Origin of the sequence: Dactylosporangium sp. NPDC049525 (assembly GCF_040676755.1) — a bacterium.
Lineage (GTDB): Bacteria > Actinomycetota > Actinomycetes > Mycobacteriales > Micromonosporaceae > Dactylosporangium.
On sequence record NZ_JBFAPO010000094.1, the window covers coordinates 1 to 15,674 of the forward strand.

Genomic DNA, 15,674 nt, shown 5'->3' on the forward strand with positions numbered 1-15,674 from the left:
GTGCCGGTGCGGGCGGGCTGGCCCTGGCTGGACCACTGGCCGATGGCGCCGGTCGTGCCGGTCCAGGAGGTCGCGCCGGACTCGAAGCCGGGGTTCAGCAGCTTCTGGCCGCTGCAGCCGGTCGGCGGCGTGGTGGGCGGGGTGGTCGGCGGAGTCGTCGGCGGCGTGGTGCTGCCGGAGACCGACGTCTGCCAGATCGTCGCGGCGACCCCGTCGGCGCTGCGGTTGAGCACCGTGGCGCTGATGTTGCTGGTGGTGTCGCAGGCCTGGTGGTAGCAGGAGTCGTAGGCGCTGTTGGCGGTGCCGCCCCACTTGGCCGCCTGGGCCGAGGTCTTCCTGGCGCTGGCGCCGGCGGCGTAACCGGAGGTCGGGATGCCGACCCGCTCGAAGGAGTAGTCGTCGGAGCGGCCGGCGCCCTCGGTGTTCTCCTCCGGCTGCAGGCCGAGGGAGTCCCAGTACGCCTTCATCGGCACGGCCGCGGCGGAGGTGATGTGGTTGATGAAGTAGCCGCCGTTGGTCGAGCCCACCATGTCGAAGTTGTAGTACGCCTTGATCTGGGTGCGCTGGGTGCTGGTCAGCGCGTTGGCGTAGAACGCCGAGCCCTGCAGGCCCTGCTCCTCACCGGCCCACCAGGCGAACCGGACGTGCCGGCTCATCGTGGGGTTCTGCTGCGCCAGGACCAGCGCGTTCTCCAGCAGCGTCGCGGAGCCGGAGCCGTTGTCGTTGATCCCGGGCCCGGCCGCCACGCTGTCCAGGTGCGCGCCGAACATGGTGATCTGGTCGGACGGCCCGCCCGGCCAGTCGGCGATGAGGTTGTTCGCCCGATACGTGCAGCTGGTGCAGGTCTGCTCGGCCACGGTGTACCCCGCCGCCTGCAGCTTGCCCTTGATGTAGGCGACCGAGGCGGTGTAGCCGGCGGTGCCGCTGCGGCGGGTGCCGCCGTTGCTGGTCGCGATGCTGCCGAGCTGGGACAGGTGGGCCTGCACGTTCGCGATGGCGATGTCGGGCGCCGCCGCGAGCGCGGGCGAGACGTTGGCCGGTGGCGAGGCGAGGGCCGGGATCGCCAGACCGGCGCCGACGAGCAGGAGCGCGGCGGACGCGGTCAGTGTCAGCGCCGCTGAGCGGGTTCTCATGGATGAGCTCCTCGATCGGAGGAAGGACAGTGGCGCGAGATTCGCACAGTTCGATGTCCGTCACAAGTGATCAAGGGCATACCACCCTGGGCATACCGCGGTGCCGCGTCCGCTTGACCTTGACACAGTGACAAGGCCTTCACTGGTCGCCAAGGAGGTGGTGGCCATGACCATGGCGATCGAGAAGGGGCTGGCGAACAGCAGCTCGTCGGTGCGGCTGCAGGCGGCCCTCGCCGCCGGCACGACCCCGGACCCGCGGCTCATCGAGACGCTGCTCGAGCGCTGCGCGCTCGAGCCGGACTTCTTCGTGCGCGACATGCTGACGTGGGCCCTCACCCGCCACGCGGCGACCATGACGGTCCCGAGGCTCGTCGGCGAGCTGCGTTCGGAGCGGGCGCAGGCACGCAGCCAGGCGTTGCACACGCTGTCCAAGGTCGGGGACCGGCAGGCGTGGCCGGCGATCACCCGGGCGCTGCTGACCGACGCCGACGACGAGGTGGCGCGCGCTGCCTGGCGGGCGGCGGTCGTGCTCGTGCCCGAAGGTGCGCAAGCCGGCCTGGCCGGCGTGCTGGCGACGCAGCTCGGGCGCGGCGGGCGGGAGACGCAGCTGAGCCTGAGCCGGGCGCTGATCGCGCTCGGCGAGGTGATCCTGCCGGCGCTGCGCGCCGCGATGGCGGGTCAGGACCCTCGCGTACGCCAGCACGCGATCGCCACGCAACGGCTGCTGCGCGACCCGGACGCCGGTTTCGAGTTCGCGGTCGAGGAGGCGAAGCGCGTCGTCGCCCTCGGCCCCACCGGGCAGGAGGGATGATGAGGCGGTGTTGATCGGTGACGTGGCACGACGGTCCGGCGTCAGCGCCCGCATGCTCAGGCACTACGACTCGCTCGGCCTGGTGCGGCCGACGGGTCGCACCGGTTCGGGCTACCGCGAGTATTCCAGCGAGGACATCCGGCGCATCTTCCACATCGAGAGCCTGCGGTCACTGGGGTTGTCGCTGCGTGAGGTCGGGCGCGCGCTCGACGATCCCGGCTTCACGCCCTCGGCGCTCGTCGAGGACCTCATCGACCAGACCCAGCAGCGCATCGCGAACGAGACGGAGCTGCTCACCCGGCTGCGCCAGATCGGCGCCGCGGAGCCCGCCGACTGGGCGGACGTCCTGCAGGTCGTCGCGCTCCTGCAGGCGCTGGGGTCGCCGAGCGCCGACCGGCGCCAGCGCGCGGCCCTGTCCTCCGGCGACGAGGTGCCGGTGCCGGTGGCGGCGCTGGTCGAGGCGGCGCTGCACGAGGCGGACCCGAACGTCGCCGGCGCCATTCGATGGGCGCTGGCCCGCTCGGGCGACGGTGGCGTGGCGCTGCTCGCGGAGGGCCTCGGCTCGCCGGTCGCCGAGGTGCGCAAACGCGCCGTCCAGTCCATCGCCGAGATACCGGACGACGCGGCGACCGCACTGCTGCGCGACGCCCTCACCAACGCCGACGTCGTGGTCCGCAGGTATGCGGCGCTGGCGCTCGGGACCCGCGGGGGCATCGAGGCGGTCCCGACGCTCATTGACATGATCGTCGGCAACACGAGCGACGCCGACGCCGCCGACGCGCTGAGCGCGCTGGCGGCCGAGCCCGCGGCGGCGGATCAGATCGCCACCAGGCTCGTCGACTGCCTCGCCGCAGGCACCGGCGGAGCGCCTGCGCGGCAACGACTGACGCAGGCGCTCGCCGACATCCCGGGGACCGTGGCGGCACGCGCCCTCACCGCGTTGTCCCACGACGAGGACCGTGCCGTCGCGCTCACCGCGACCTACGTGCTCACGCTCCGCGACGCGCGATGACCGGCCCTTCTAGTCCTTGTGCGTGAGCGCGGCCTGCTCGACCCGCTCCCGGTAAGCGGCCCACCATTGCGGATCGGTCTCGGGCAGGTTGGAGTTGCGGTCGTACAGGCCGGCGGCGCCGTCGATCGTCTCCCGCACGATGTCCGCATGCCCGGCGTGCCGGTGCGTCTCGGCGATCACGTGGATCAGGATCCGGTGCAGCGTCACGTTGCGGGTCTCCGGCCGCCACCACGGCACCAGACCGGGCGCGTCGAGGTCGAGCGCGTCGATGGTGGCGTCGGAGTGCGCCCAGATCCGCTTGTACAGTTCGACGTGGTGCTCGCGGGTCTCCTCGGCGGTGGCCCACATGTCGGCGTTGGACTCCGCGTCGTCGGAGATGTACGGGATCGGCTCCGGGAACGGCCGGTCGAACACGACGCCGAGATACTCCGACTCGACGGCGGCGGTGTGTTTCAGCAGCCCGAGCAGGTTGGTGGCGGTCGGGGTGAGCGGGCGGCGGATGTCGTAGTCGCCGAGCCCGTCGAGCTTCCAGAGCAGCGCGTCGCGCCCCTCCTGCAGATACAGCTTCAAGATGTCTTTCACCCGCAGATCCTCCACCACCCGGGCCGGCGCCGCCACGGCATTCGGGGCCGCGACGGCAGCGCACGGCTGCGCCTGGGCGGCGCAGCCGTGCGGTGACCCTACTTCCAGGACGCGGTCGCCCAGTCGTCACTGGACCAGTAGTGACCCGACCAGTAGTGCCCGGACCAGTAGTGACCCGACCAGTAGTGCCCGGTCCAGTCGGGGTCGGTCCACGTGGTGGCGCCGTTCCAGGGCGTGCCCGTCCAGGTCGCGGCCGCCCACGTCTTCGACGCCCACGAGGTGCCCGACCAGTTGTCGCCGGCGACGCGGTACCCCATCCAGGTGCCGCCCGACCAGCTGGTCGTGGCGGCGCTGCGCTGCGACCAGGTGGTCGTGTTGAGCGGGCCCCAGACGGAGTTGTCGCCGCTGAGCGCCACGTTGTCGCGCACCAGGCGGCTGGAGCCGCGCGCGTCGTCGAGCTTGCCGGTGCCGGAGGACTTGTTCCAGCCGGTCGCGTACAGGTTCTGCGAGGTGAGCGCCGCGCCGAGGTTGAGCGCGCGGATGTTGCGGGTCATGGCCAGCCCGGACACGAAGCTGGCGGAGGTGTTCAGGACGGTCTTGACCTGGTCCGGGGTCAGCGTCGGGCGGGCCTGCAGCAGCAGCGCGACCGCCGCGGAGGTGACCGCGGCCGCCTGGGAGCTGCCGCTGCCGCGCAGCAGGGTCGTGCCGACCTTCGCCGACGGATACGTCAGGTCCACGTTGGAGCCGGGGTCGGCGAGCGAGACGATCGACTCGCCGGGTGCGACGAAGTCGACGCTGCGGTTGCTGCCGCCGATCGTCGTGAACGAGGCGAAGTCGTCGTCGGCGGGGCTCGCCGTGCCCTTCGTCGTGCTGGCGGCGACCGCGATGACGGCCGGGTCGCTGGCCGGGTCGCTGACGACGATGTCGCCGTTGCCCTCGTTGCCGGCCGCGGCCACGACCACGACGCCCTTCATCCACGCCTGCTCGACCGCGAACTGCACCGGGTCGGTCCACGAGTTCGGGGTGCCGCCGGTGCCGTAGGAGATGTTGATGACGCGGATCGGGTTGGCCGGGTCGTCGTTGCGGTGCGCCACGACCCAGTCGATCGCCGCGATCATCTGCGACACGTCGACCGCGCCGTTGGCCGTGCCGACCTTGATCGACGTCAGCTTCGCCTTCGGGGCCAGGCCGACCGTGCCGGTGCTCGGGTCGTTGCCGACGATGATGCCGGCCATGTGCGTGCCGTGCCCGTACGTGTCGAGGTAGCGCAGATCCGGGTCCTGCGACTCGAACGACAGGTCGGGTCCGTTGACGATCTGGGCGGCGGGCAGCCCGGCGACCGGGGCGACACCGGTGTCGATGAGCGCGACCCCGACGCCGGCGCCGGTCAGCCCAGCCGCGGCGCCCGTGGACGCGTTGATGGACGCGCGCACCGCGGCGAGGGTCGTCCCGCCGGTGCCGGTGCTGCTGCCGAGCCAGGCGCTGGACGCCCAGCCGCCGTTGTTGGCCGAGTGGTGCGGGGGTGCCGCGGCGGCGCCGAGTCCGGCGACCGCTGCGGCCGTTGCCGCGACAGCGGCCGCGATCCGGCGTCCTGCCGCTGCCCGCCGCCGCAAAGCAGATCTGGGCATGGAAACTCCATTCCGGCCGCTGAACTGTTCGCGGCGCAAGATCTACGATGACTCGGCGCGGCCATGAAGTCACGGGCTGTGAGCCGTCTCGGGCCGCGCGGCCACCGGATCTGCCCGACCACCCGACGCGATGTCAGCCGGTGCCGGACGCACCGCACCGAGACCGCAACCGGCCCGGCACCCGAGCGGCTACCGGGCGGTCGTACCGGCTCACTCGCGCGTCAGCTCGTCGATGTAGGACGTGCAGTGCTCGGCCTTGCCGAAGGCCCTGGAGTCCAGCAGGTCGTGCAGGAACCCGGCGGTGGTGCGCAGGCCGGGGCCGGCCATCGTGGTCTCCCGCAGCGCGCGGCGCATCCGGGCGATCGCGGTGTCCCGGTCAGGTCCCCAGGCGATCACCTTGGCGATCAGCGGGTCGTACTCGGGCGGCACCGAACAGCCGGCATGGACGTGGGTGTCGACCCGCACGAACGGCCCGCCGGGCAGGATCAGCTCGACGATCCTGCCGGGCGCCGGGGCGAAGTGCCGGTCCGGGTCCTCGGCGTTGATCCGGCACTCGATCGCGGCGCCGCGCAGCTCGACGTCGGACTGGGCGAGGGTGAGCGGGTTGCCGGCGGCGACGCGGAGTTGCTCGGCGACGAGGTCGATGCCGGTGACCATCTCGGTGACCGGGTGCTCCACCTGGATGCGGCAGTTGACCTCCATGAAGAAGAAGTCCAGGTCGTCGTCGACGATGAACTCGAACGTGCCCGCCCCCTGGTAGCCGACGGCCTCCGCGCCGGTCACCGCCGCCGCGCGGAGCCGCTCGACCAGCTCGGCCGGCAGCGCCGGGGCCGGTGACTCCTCGATCAGCTTCTGCCGGCGGCGTTGCATGCTGCAGTCCCGCTCGCCGAGGTGGATCACCCGGCCGTACCGGTCGGCGAGGATCTGGACCTCGACGTGGCGGGCCCGGCGCAGGTACCGCTCGACGTACACCCGGCCGTCGGCGAACAGTTTCGCGGCGCTGGCCTGGGTCTGGCGGAAGACCTCCGGCAGCTCGGCGGCGTTCTCGGCCACGGCCATCCCGCGCCCGCCGCCGCCGGCGACCGCCTTGACGAGCAACGGGAAGCCGATGCGTGCGGCCTGGTCCTGCGCGCCGGCGAGGTCCAGCGGTCCGGTGCTGCCGGGCAGCAGCGGCAGGCCGGCCCGGGCCATCGCCGCCCGGGCGCTGTCCTTGCTGCCGAGGACCGCCAGCACCGACGCCGGCGGGCCGATCAGGGTAATGCCGAGCTGCTCGCAGGCCTCGGCGAGGTCGGGGTCCTCGGACAGGAACCCGTAGCCGGGGTGGATGGCGTCCGCGCCGGTATTGACGGCGGCCTGCAGGATCGCGGCGGCGTTGAGGTAGCTCAGCCGCGCCGCCGGCGGGCCGATGCACACCGTCTCGTCGGCCAGCCGCACCGCCATGGTGTCCGCGTCCCGGGTGGAGTGCACGGCCACGGTCCGGATGCCGAGCTCTTGGCAGGCGCGCTGCACCCGCAGCGCGATCTCGCCCCGGTTGGCGATGAGGACCTTCTCGAACATGGCTAGTCCCGTTCGATCAGCAGCAGCGGCTCGCCGAACTCGACCGGCTGGCCGTCGTCCTTGAGGATCTCCTGGACCCGCCCGGACACGTCCGCCTTGACCGGGATCATGAGCTTCATCGCCTCCAGGACGGCCAGCTGCTGGCCGGCCCGCACCGCCGTGCCGACCTGCACGAACGCGGGTGCTCCGGGCTCCGGCCCGCGGTAGAACGTGCCGACGGTGTCCGCCGTGATCTCGTGGACGCCTGCCGGGCGGTGGTCACCGGGCGGCGGCACTGCAGGCGGCACTGCAGGCGGCGCTGGTGACGGCGCTGCGACAGGTGCGGTCGGGGTCGCGCCGGAAGCAGGCGGCGGCCATTCCAGCTCCACCGCGACGCCCCGCGCCTCGACCCGGATGCGGCCCGGCAACGCCGGCAGGGCGGCCAGCAGGCGCAGGACCGATCCGCCGACGTCGGCCAGCGGGTCCGGCCCGGCCGGCTGCGGGCCGGCGTCGGTCTGCTCCGGGCGATGCGTTGTCAGCACGTCGGTCACGGCGTCTCCTCAACCTCGTCGGCGTCGAGCCCGGCCGGCCACGTGACGCAGTCCGCGCCGAAGCGGCGGAACCTCGCCCGGCGGTCGGCGCGCAGCTGGGCGGCGTCGAGGCCGGCCAGTTCGGCGAGGACCTGCCGGAGCGCTGCCCGCAGCCGCTGCGCGGCCTGCACCGGGTCGGCGTCGACACCGCCGTGCGGTTCCGGCAGCACCCCGTCCACGACGCCCAGCGCGAGCAGGTCCGCCGCCCGCAGCTTCAGCGCGCCGGCGGCGCGGGCCGTGGCCGACGGGTCCCGCCACAGGATCGCGGCGCAGCCCTCGGGGCTGATCACGGAGTACACCGCGTCGTGCCACATCAGCACCCGGTTCGCCACCCCGAGGGCCAGCGCTCCGCCGCTGCCGCCCTCCCCGGTGACCATCGCGACGACCGGGACGGGCAGGTCCGCCATCAGCTTCAGGTTCTCCGCGATCGCGACCATCTGGCCCTGTTCCTCGGCCCGTGCCCCCGGGTAGGCGCCCGGCGTGTCGATGAGCGTGATGATCGGCAGGCGGAGCTTGGCGGCCAGGCGCATCAACCGGGCGGCCTTGCGGTAACCGGCCGGCGTCGGCATGCCGAAGTTGCGCCGGTGCAGCTCCGCGGGGCTGTCCCCCTTCTGGTGGCCGATCAGCATGACGGGCGTGCCGTCGAGCCGGCCGAGGCCGCCGACGATCGCCGGGCAGTCGCCGGACACCCGGTCGCCGGCGAGCTCCCGGAACTCGTCCAGCAGCAGCGCGGCGTAGTCCAGCGTGGTCGGGCGGTCGACGCACCGGGCCCGGCGGACCACCGCCGCCGCGTCGTCGTCGGGGAGCCGTCCGGGTTCGCGGACCACCACGCCGTCGTCGTCCTGGCACGGCCCGGCGGCGGCACGCCCGTCTCGGGGGCGGTACGCGCGCAGCACCGCCCCGAGGTGCCGGCGCAGGGTCGCCCGCGGGGCGATGAAGTCGATGAAGCCCCGGTCGAGGAGGAACTCCGCGGTCTGGAAGTCGGCCGGCAGCCGCTCACCGATGGCCTGTTCGATGACCCGCCGGCCGGCGAAGCCCAGCCGCGCGCCGGGCTCGGCGACCGTCACGTCGCACAGCGTGGCGAACGACGCGGCCACCCCGCCGTACGTCGGGTCCGTGACGAGCGAGACGGTCAGCACCCCCGCGGCGTCGAGATCGGCGAGCATGGCGCTGGTCTTGGCCATCTGCATCAGCGCCAGCGCGCCTTCCTGCATGCGTGCTCCGCCGGAGGCGGTGACCAGCAGCAGCGGGGTCCGCCGGCGCAGCGCGAGCTCACCGATCCGGGTGATGATCTCACCGACGGCGCAGCTGAGGCTGCCGCCGAGGAACCGGAAGTCCATGCAGGCGACCAAAACCGGGCAGCCTTCGACGGCACCGGCGGCGCCCTGCACCGCCTCCGTCAGGCCGGTGCCGGCCCGCGCCGCCGCCAGCCGGTCCGGGTAGGGCCGGGTGTCGGTGAACCGCAGCGGATCGACCGCGCTGACGCCGAACTCCAGCGGCTCCGCCGAGCCGGGGTCGAGCAGCTGGGTGAGCCGGTCCTGCGCCGACAGGGCGCCGCAGCGGCCGCATTCGGGGCACACGCCGTGGTTGCGGACCCAGCGCCGGACGAACACCACCGACCGGCAGCCGTCGCACAGGTGCCAGTCGGCGCGCGTGCCGGGCGCGGTGGCCGCCGTCATGTGCGGTTCGCCGGCTGCCCGGCGATCTGCTCGTTCACGGCGGTGAGCAGCTCGGTGGGGCCGTGCAGTTCCAGGAGCTGTTCATCCGGGATGAGCACACCGTAGTCCCGCTTGAGCTTCGACGCGGTGTCGATGAGGGCGAGCGAGTCGAAGCCGAGCTCGTCGAACGACGCGTGGGTGAGGTCGCCCTGCAGGGCGTCGTCGCCGCCGGCGCAGGTGATGAGGAGCTCGCGGAGCTCGTCGATGCTGATGCTGGTCTGGCTCACGGTCAGCTCCCCTGATCGAAGGTACGGATGACGACGGCCGCGTTGAAACCCCAGCGGCCGCGGGCCAGGACGAGGGCGGTGCGCACCGCGGCCGGGCGGGGCTCACCCAGCACGAGATCGATGCCGTAGCCGGCGGGCACCTCGGTGGTGCCGAACGTCGGCGGTATCACGCCTTCCCGGATGCTCATCAGCGCCGCGACGACGTCGAGCATCCCGCCGCCGGACAGGACCCGCCCGGTCAGCGCCTTCGGTGCGGTGACCGGGACGCCACGCACGCCGAAGATGTCGCGGAGCGCCTCGGCCTCCGACCGGTCCAGCTCCGGCACCCCGGCCGCGTCGGCGAACACCACGTCCACGTCGCCGGCGCCGGCACCGGCGTCGGCCAGCGCCGCCTCGGCGGCACGGCGCAGCCCGGGCGGGCGGCCGGAGTCGGGGGCCGGGTCGAACGTCGCCGCGTATCCGGCGATCTCGCCGTACGCGCGTGCGCCGCGCAGGCGCGCCGCCGCAGCGTCCTCGACCACGCAGATGGCGCCGCCCTCACCCGGGAGGTAGCCGGCCGCCCGGACGTCGAACGGCCGGTACGCGACGGCCGGGTCCGGGTCGGTGCTCACGCGCCCGCTGGCCAGGTGCGAGGCCCAGCCCCATGGGTCGAACGCGGAGTCCACGCCGCCGCTCACGACGAGCGGGACACCGCCGCGCACGGTGCGCCGGGCGTGTCCCAGCGCGTCGAGGCCGCCGGCCTGTTCGGCCACGAATGCCGTCGACGGGCCGCGCATACCGTGCCGGATCGAGATCTGGCCGGTGTTCACCGCGTAGAACCAGGCGAAGGACTCGTAGACGCTGACGTGGTCCGGGCCCCGGCTCCACAGCTTGTTGAACTCCCGATGGGTGAACTCGAAGCCGCCGGAGGCGTTGGCCGTGACGATGCCCATGTCGTAGTCGGCGATGGCGTCGGTGTCGACGTCGGCGTCCTCGATCGCGGCCTGGGCGGCGATCAGCGCGAGCCGGGTCGACACGTCGGTCTGCTGCATGAGCCGGCCGGGAAGGTACGCGGCCGGGTCCACGTGGTCCACCAGGCCGGCCAGCCGGGCCGGGTACCCGGAGGTGTCGAACCGGTCCAGTTCGCGGATGCCGCTGCGGCCGGAGAGGGTGGCCGCCCAGTACTCCTTGACCCCGAACCCGTTCGGCGCGACCACCCCGAGTCCCGTGATGACGCTCATGCGCCCGACCGCCCCGGCTGGGTGAGCACCATCGCGCTCTGGAAGCCGCCGAAGCCGCTGCCCACGGTGAGGACCGTGTCGGTGCGGTGTTCCCGGGCGGTGTTCGGGACGTAGTCGAGGTCGCAGACCGGATCCGCGACCTGCAGATTCGCCGTCGGTGGCACGGTGTGGTGCTGCATGGCCAGCAGCGAGGCCGCGATCTCCACCGAGCCGATGGCGCCGAGCGAGTGCCCGACCATCGACTTGATCGAACTGACCGGCGTCTTGTAGGCGTGCTCGCCGAGGCTGCGCTTGAACGCCGCGGTCTCGTGCCGGTCGTTCTGCTTGGTGCCCGAGCCGTGCGCGTTGATGTAGTCCACATCGGACGGATTCAGCCGCGCCTGGTCCAGGGCGGCCCGGATCGCCTCGGCCATCTCCCGGCCGTCCGCCTTCAGCCCGGTCATGTGGTAGGCGTTGCACCTGGTGGCGAAGCCGCCCACCTCGGCGTAGACCCGGGCGCCCCGCCGCACCGCCGCGGTCAGCTCCTCCAGGACGAACACCGCCGCGCCCTCGGCGAGCACGAAGCCGTTGCGGGTGCCGTCAAACGGCCGGGACGCGTGGGCGGGGTCGTCGTTGTAGGTGGTCGTGGCCTTGATGGCGTCGAAGCAGGCGACCACGATCGGGGTGATCGGGGTGTCGGTGGCACCGGCGATCATCACGTCGGCGCTGCCCTCGCGGATCAGCGCCGCGGCGTGCCCGACGGCGTCCAGCCCGGAGGTGCAGCCGTCCGAGACCATCGCGACCGGCCCTTCGGCGTTGACCGCCCAGGCGATCTCGGCCGGCATGCTGCTGGGGACCATGTAGTCGAACATGTGCGGGGACAGGTGGTCCGTCGACATGTTCCAGGTGCGGCCCGAGTCCGACAGCACCAGGTATTCCCGCTCGAGGCTGGTCGCCGCGGCCACCGCGCTGCCCAGGCTCACGCCCGTCCGGTGCGGCGGCAGGGCACCGAGGTCGATGCCGCTGTCGGCGACCGCGTCCCGGGCGCAGACGACCGCGAACTGGGTGGCCCGGTCCATCCGCCGCAGTTCCCTGGGGGTGAGCCCCTCCCCCGCCGCGTCGAAGTCCACCTCCCCGGCGACCTGCGACCGATACGGCGCGGGGTCGAAGAAGGAAATGCGCCGGGTCGCCGTCCGCCCGGCGGACAGCAGCTCCCAGAACCGTTTCGTGTCCAGCGCTCCGGGGGCCCGTACACCCATTCCGGTAATGACGACCCGACGATTCATGACGCATCACCGGGAATACGGATCCGATCCATTCGCATGGCCTCCGTGCTCAGTTCCGGATGTTTCCGACCGCGATTGTGAAATTAGCGGTGCTCGCTCAATCCCCACTCAATCGATGCTCGAACAGCGGCACCGGTCAGGCGCGTCGCCAGTCCATGACGACGGCGTCGTGCGGGCCGCCGAGGCGGCGCAGCAGCCGCAGGCCGCCGCCGTCCACGGTCGCCTCGCGCACCTGCTCGGTGTTCACCACCCGGGGGTGCGAGCCGATGAGCACCTCGTGCACGACCGTCTCGCCGTGCACCCGCCAGCGCCCGGAGTAGCCCAGGTAGTCGTCGGCGGACCCCAGGTAGGTCTGCGGCGGCGCGGTGCCCGGGCCGGTCCGCATGAGGCTGGCCGCCATGTAACCGTCCTCGTGATAGATGAGCAGGCCGTCGGCGTGCTCACCCATCGGACCCTCGCTGGCGGAGCCGTCGTCTTCCAGATAACGGTGGGCCACCAGCCGCCACACCCCGACGAGGTCCTTCTCAGACAGCATCTGCGCTCCTGACGTCCCGGACGAAGTCCGGCCGCTGCGCCGAGCGACCGGTGCCGGCGCCAACTGTGCCGGGGGCGGCTCAACGCTCGCTCAAGCGCGGTCCGGTTTGAGTGCGCCTCGTGCGCGCGTGTGTAGAACAGCACCGTCCAGGTCGGCCACACATCGAGGAGTTTCCATGATTGTCGTCACCGCTCCCACCGGTACCATCGGCCGCCAGGTGCTGGCCGCCCTCCTGCGGTCCCGCCAGCCGGTGCGGGTGATCGCGCGGGATCCCTCCCGGCTGGCCGCCCACGTCCGCGAGCGCGTCGAGGTCGTGCCCGGCTCGCACGGCGACCCCGGCGTCGTCGACCGCGCGTTCGCCGGCGCGGACGCGGTGTTCTGGCTGGCGCCGGTCGACCCCCGGGCCGCGAGCCTCGACGCCGCCTTCGCCGGCTTCACCCGCCCGGCGTGCGCCGCGCTCACCCGGCACTGCGTCGCGCGGGTGGTCGGCATCTCCGCGCTCGGGCGGGGCTTCGGCCGGCCGGCCGGGCTGGCGACGGCCTCGCTGGCGATGGACGACCTCATCGCGGGCACCGGCGTGCACTACCGCGCGCTGGTGATGCCGGCGTTCATGGAGAACATGTTCATGCACGCGGCGTCGATCACCGGGCACGGCGTGTTCGGTTCGCCCGTCGCGGCGGACCTCAGGCTGCCGACCGTCGCCACCCGCGACGTGGCCGCCGTCGCCACGCGGCTGCTCATGGACCGCGACTGGAGCGGCCAGGGCAGCGTCGCGCTGCTGGGCCCGCAGCTGCTGTCCTTCGACGACATCGCCCGGATCGTGTCGCAGGTGCTGGCCACGCCGGTGCGATACCAACAGGTCACGGCGGCCGCATACCACGCGGCGATGATCGGGGCCGGCATGACCGAGGCGATGGCCCAGGGCCTGGTCGACATGCTGCTGGCCAAGAACGAGGGGCTGGACGGCCTGCAGGCGCGCACCCCCGGGTTCACCACGCCGACCACGTTCCGCTCCTGGTGCGAGCAGGTGTACCGGCCGGCGTTGCTGGCCGCGGTCACGCCGGGGGCGCAGGTTCAGCGGTGATTGAGGATTCTTCGAGCCGCGCTGCCTAGCGTCGGGTCGTCGCAGTGCAGGACCCCCAGTCCGCGCGGCGCCCGACATCCGCCGCGCGATTCGCATCCGCCGCGCGTTCACATCGGAGGAGAGCCCATGATCGTGCACACCCTCATCTACCGGTTTCCCCCGCAGGCCGGCACGGAGCGGGTCGAGCGCTTCTTCGACGGCCTGCGCGACCTCGCGGTCGGATCCGGTCTGGTGTCGGCGTTCGGCTGGCAGCCGCACGTACTGCTGCCGGTCGACGAGCGGTCCAAGGGCATGACCGCGACCCACGTCGCGCAGTTCTCCTGCGAGGACGTGGCGACCCTGCGGAAGTTCTCGGAACTGGCGTCCGTGCACGAGTTCATCGCCGGGTGGCGCGACGAACTGCACTACGACGCCGCGTACGCCAACCACGAGCAGATGCTGCCACCGGGCAGCGGAACGGAGAACGCCATGTTCCACACCGAGCACACCGTGACCGTCGAGGCGCCCGCGGACGTCGTCTACGCCGTCCTGGCCGACATCGGCGGCTACGCGAAGCTGTTCCCGCCCACCGAGTCCTCCACGCTGCTGGAGGAGAGCGACACGCACCAGATTGCCCGGCTGGTCGTCGACGTCAGCGGGCAGCTACAGAGCTGGGTGACCCGCCGTGACCTGGACCGTGAGCACCGCGTGATCGCCTACCGGCAGCTGGAGAACGCCCCCATGATCCAGTTCATGGGCGGCGAGTGGCGCGCGCTGCCGCTGGACGACCGGCGGACCCAGCTGGTCATCACCCACGACTTCGCCGCCCGCCCGACCGACGCCGTGCCCTCCCAGGAGAAGGCCACCGAGCTGCTGCGGGCCGCGGTCGACCGCAACAGCCACGCCGACCTCGACGCCGTGCGCCAGGAGGCGGAGCGGCGGGCGCCGGTCGTCGGGAGCCCGGCGTGACCCGACGGCTGATCGACCTGAGCGTGCCGGTCCTGGACGGTCCGAGCGAGGCCACGCCGGTCGAGGTCACCGTGATCGACCACGGGGCCGCCCCCGCCGCCCTGGGGCTGCGGCCGGAGGACTTCCCCGAGGGTGAGGCGATCTCCAACGAGACGGTCACGCTCACCACGCACACGGGCACGCACATGGACGCGCCGCTGCACTACGGGCGGCACAGCGGCGGGCAGGAGGCGGCGGCCATCGACGCGGTGCCGCTGGAGTGGTGCTTCGCCCCCGGGGTCCGCCTCGACCTGCGGCACGTCCCGCCGGGCGCCGGCATCACCGCCGGCGACGTGGAGGGCGCGCTGGCGAAGATCCCCCACGAGCTGCGGCCGGGCGACATCGCGCTGATCTGGACGGGCGCGGACCGGCTGTGGGGCGCCGAGGCCTACCGCACCGAGCACCCGGGCATGACCCGTGAGTCCACGGCGTACCTCGTCGAGCGCGGCGTCACGGTCATCGGCATCGACGCGTGGGGCTTCGACCGGCCGTTCGCCTCGATGCTCGAGGACTACCGCGCCGGCAACGACAACCGGGTGCTGTGGCCCGCGCACCTCTACGGCCGCGAGCGGCCGTACTGCCAGCTGGAGAAGCTCGCCAACCTCGACGCGCTGCCCGACGCCGTGGGCTTCACCGTGGCGTGCTTCCCGGTCCGACTCGCCGGGCTCGGCGCGGGGTGGACCAGGGTGGTCGCGATCGTCGACGAGCGGTGACCGGCGCGGCACACCTGCCGCCACGCCGGAGATCCTGGGTGCCTTGAGCGCCCTTGGTACCCCCAGGGCACGCGGGCGCCCGAGATCCGCTCAGCCGGCCGGCCGGATGGCGGGCGCCCACAGCTGGTCGGCGTCACCGGCGGCAAGCCGCCCACGGTAGACGCCGATCTTGTGGTCGATGAGTTTCAGGTTGTCCTGCAGCTCGGTGATCTTCGCCAGGACGTCGGCCCGGTGCTCCTCCATGAGCGCGAGCCGTTCCTCCTCGTTGCCGTGGCCGTCGGCGACGAGCTCGGCGTAGCGCCGGATGGCCTTGATCGGCATGCCGGTGGCCCGCAGCCTGGTGCAGACCCCGATCCAGTCCAGGTCCACCTGGTGGTAGCGGCGCCGGCCGCCCTGGGTGCGGCCGACGTCGGTGATCACCAGCCCGGCCCGCTCGTAGTAGCGCAGCGTGTGCACGCTGACGCCGGTGCGCTGGGCCGCGTCGGCGATGGTGATGCCCACCTCCCCCGCGGCGGGAGTGGGACGGGGTCGGGTGACCTGCTGGAGCGATGGCTTGACTTCGAGCACACTCTAAATTCTAGCATCGTGACGAATCGCCAGAAGTTTCCCGCGTGGACGCCGACCGGGCCCTGT

Annotated in this window: 16 protein-coding genes; 5 read left to right on the plus strand and 11 right to left on the minus strand. The window is 72.8% G+C overall.

Annotation, left to right across the window (positions count from 1 at the left end):
* A partial coding sequence (locus tag AB0K00_RS54385; protein WP_363538962.1) for a M28 family metallopeptidase occupies positions 1-1,133 on the minus strand: 1,133 nt, incomplete at its 3' end.
* 166 nt (positions 1,134-1,299) lie between these two features.
* Here AB0K00_RS54385 and AB0K00_RS54390 point away from each other — a divergent pair.
* Together AB0K00_RS54390 and AB0K00_RS54395 are read left to right on the plus strand one after the other, a co-directional pair.
* The gene (locus tag AB0K00_RS54390) at positions 1,300-1,944 is read left to right on the plus strand and encodes a HEAT repeat domain-containing protein (protein WP_363538964.1); all 645 of its coding nucleotides are present in this window, start codon (positions 1,300-1,302) and stop codon (positions 1,942-1,944) included.
* 7 nt (positions 1,945-1,951) lie between these two features.
* Positions 1,952-2,956 carry a MerR family transcriptional regulator gene (locus AB0K00_RS54395; protein ID WP_363538966.1) on the plus strand — a complete coding sequence of 335 codons (1,005 nt, stop codon included), beginning with the start codon at positions 1,952-1,954 and terminating at the stop codon, positions 2,954-2,956.
* Between the two features lie 9 nt (positions 2,957-2,965).
* On the opposite strand, the gene AB0K00_RS54400 is transcribed toward AB0K00_RS54395, so the two are convergent.
* The 9 genes from AB0K00_RS54400 to AB0K00_RS54440 form a co-directional block, all read right to left on the minus strand.
* The gene (locus AB0K00_RS54400) at positions 2,966-3,538 is read right to left on the minus strand and encodes a DinB family protein (protein WP_363538968.1); all 573 of its coding nucleotides are present in this window, start codon (positions 3,536-3,538) and stop codon (positions 2,966-2,968) included.
* 98 nt (positions 3,539-3,636) lie between these two features.
* On the minus strand, positions 3,637-5,166 hold the full coding sequence (locus AB0K00_RS54405) for a S8 family serine peptidase (protein WP_363538970.1): 1,530 nt from the start codon (positions 5,164-5,166) through the stop codon (positions 3,637-3,639).
* 210 nt (positions 5,167-5,376) lie between these two features.
* Entirely contained in the window at positions 5,377-6,723 is a 1,347-nt protein-coding gene (locus tag AB0K00_RS54410; RefSeq protein WP_363538972.1) for an acetyl-CoA carboxylase biotin carboxylase subunit, read from the minus strand.
* 2 nt (positions 6,724-6,725) lie between these two features.
* On the minus strand, positions 6,726-7,253 hold the full coding sequence (locus tag AB0K00_RS54415; RefSeq protein WP_363538974.1) for a biotin/lipoyl-containing protein: 528 nt from the start codon (positions 7,251-7,253) through the stop codon (positions 6,726-6,728).
* Positions 7,250-8,971 (minus strand): acetyl-CoA carboxylase carboxyl transferase subunit alpha, encoded by a 1,722-nt coding sequence (gene accA, locus AB0K00_RS54420; protein WP_363538976.1) that lies wholly within the window; start codon positions 8,969-8,971, stop codon positions 7,250-7,252. Before accA ends, AB0K00_RS54415 begins: the two co-directional genes overlap by 4 nt.
* Complete coding sequence (locus tag AB0K00_RS54425) at positions 8,968-9,237, minus strand: phosphopantetheine-binding protein (RefSeq protein WP_363538978.1); 270 nt, start codon at positions 9,235-9,237, stop codon at positions 8,968-8,970. The genes accA and AB0K00_RS54425 overlap by 4 nt, the downstream gene beginning before the upstream one ends.
* 2 nt (positions 9,238-9,239) lie before the next feature.
* A complete protein-coding gene (locus AB0K00_RS54430) occupies positions 9,240-10,457 on the minus strand; it encodes a ketosynthase chain-length factor (protein ID WP_363538980.1) in 1,218 nt (405 codons plus the stop codon).
* Positions 10,454-11,722 (minus strand): beta-ketoacyl-[acyl-carrier-protein] synthase family protein, encoded by a 1,269-nt coding sequence (locus AB0K00_RS54435; protein ID WP_363538982.1) that lies wholly within the window; start codon positions 11,720-11,722, stop codon positions 10,454-10,456. Before AB0K00_RS54435 ends, AB0K00_RS54430 begins: the two co-directional genes overlap by 4 nt.
* Before the next feature lie 136 nt (positions 11,723-11,858).
* Positions 11,859-12,257 carry a lipocalin-like domain-containing protein gene (locus AB0K00_RS54440; RefSeq protein ID WP_363538984.1) on the minus strand — a complete coding sequence of 133 codons (399 nt, stop codon included), beginning with the start codon at positions 12,255-12,257 and terminating at the stop codon, positions 11,859-11,861.
* 175 nt (positions 12,258-12,432) lie between these two features.
* Here AB0K00_RS54440 and AB0K00_RS54445 point away from each other — a divergent pair, with 175 nt between their 5' ends.
* The 3 genes from AB0K00_RS54445 (at position 12,433) to AB0K00_RS54455 (ending at position 15,041) form a co-directional block, all read left to right on the plus strand.
* A complete protein-coding gene (locus AB0K00_RS54445; RefSeq protein ID WP_363538986.1) occupies positions 12,433-13,341 on the plus strand; it encodes an NAD(P)H-binding protein in 909 nt (302 codons plus the stop codon).
* A gap of 126 nt (positions 13,342-13,467) precedes the next feature.
* Positions 13,468-14,289, plus strand: a complete 822-nt coding sequence (locus AB0K00_RS54450; RefSeq protein WP_363538988.1) for an aromatase/cyclase — start codon at positions 13,468-13,470, stop codon at positions 14,287-14,289.
* Complete coding sequence (locus AB0K00_RS54455; RefSeq protein WP_363538990.1) at positions 14,286-15,041, plus strand: cyclase family protein; 756 nt, start codon at positions 14,286-14,288, stop codon at positions 15,039-15,041. The genes AB0K00_RS54450 and AB0K00_RS54455 overlap by 4 nt, the downstream gene beginning before the upstream one ends.
* A gap of 90 nt (positions 15,042-15,131) precedes the next feature.
* Here the strand turns inward: AB0K00_RS54455 and AB0K00_RS54460 are convergent, their stop codons facing one another.
* A complete protein-coding gene (locus AB0K00_RS54460; RefSeq protein ID WP_363538992.1) occupies positions 15,132-15,608 on the minus strand; it encodes a MerR family transcriptional regulator in 477 nt (158 codons plus the stop codon).
* Between the last annotated feature and the right edge of the window lie 66 nt (positions 15,609-15,674).

What these genes read in the sequence shown, in the direction of transcription:
- AB0K00_RS54435 (WP_363538982.1), bottom strand. Translation starts at nt 11,722, where the DNA reads ATGAATCGTCGGGTCGTCATTACCGGAATGGGTGTACGGGCCCCCGGA.
- AB0K00_RS54410 (WP_363538972.1), bottom strand. Translation starts at nt 6,723, where the DNA reads ATGTTCGAGAAGGTCCTCATCGCCAACCGGGGCGAGATCGCGCTGCGG.
- accA (WP_363538976.1), bottom strand. Translation starts at nt 8,971, where the DNA reads ATGACGGCGGCCACCGCGCCCGGCACGCGCGCCGACTGGCACCTGTGC.
- AB0K00_RS54390 (WP_363538964.1), top strand. Translation starts at nt 1,300, where the DNA reads ATGACCATGGCGATCGAGAAGGGGCTGGCGAACAGCAGCTCGTCGGTG.
- AB0K00_RS54430 (WP_363538980.1), bottom strand. Translation starts at nt 10,457, where the DNA reads ATGAGCGTCATCACGGGACTCGGGGTGGTCGCGCCGAACGGGTTCGGG.
- AB0K00_RS54405 (WP_363538970.1), bottom strand. Translation starts at nt 5,166, where the DNA reads ATGCCCAGATCTGCTTTGCGGCGGCGGGCAGCGGCAGGACGCCGGATC.
- AB0K00_RS54445 (WP_363538986.1), top strand. Translation starts at nt 12,433, where the DNA reads ATGATTGTCGTCACCGCTCCCACCGGTACCATCGGCCGCCAGGTGCTG.
- AB0K00_RS54440 (WP_363538984.1), bottom strand. Translation starts at nt 12,257, where the DNA reads ATGCTGTCTGAGAAGGACCTCGTCGGGGTGTGGCGGCTGGTGGCCCAC.
- AB0K00_RS54450 (WP_363538988.1), top strand. Translation starts at nt 13,468, where the DNA reads ATGATCGTGCACACCCTCATCTACCGGTTTCCCCCGCAGGCCGGCACG.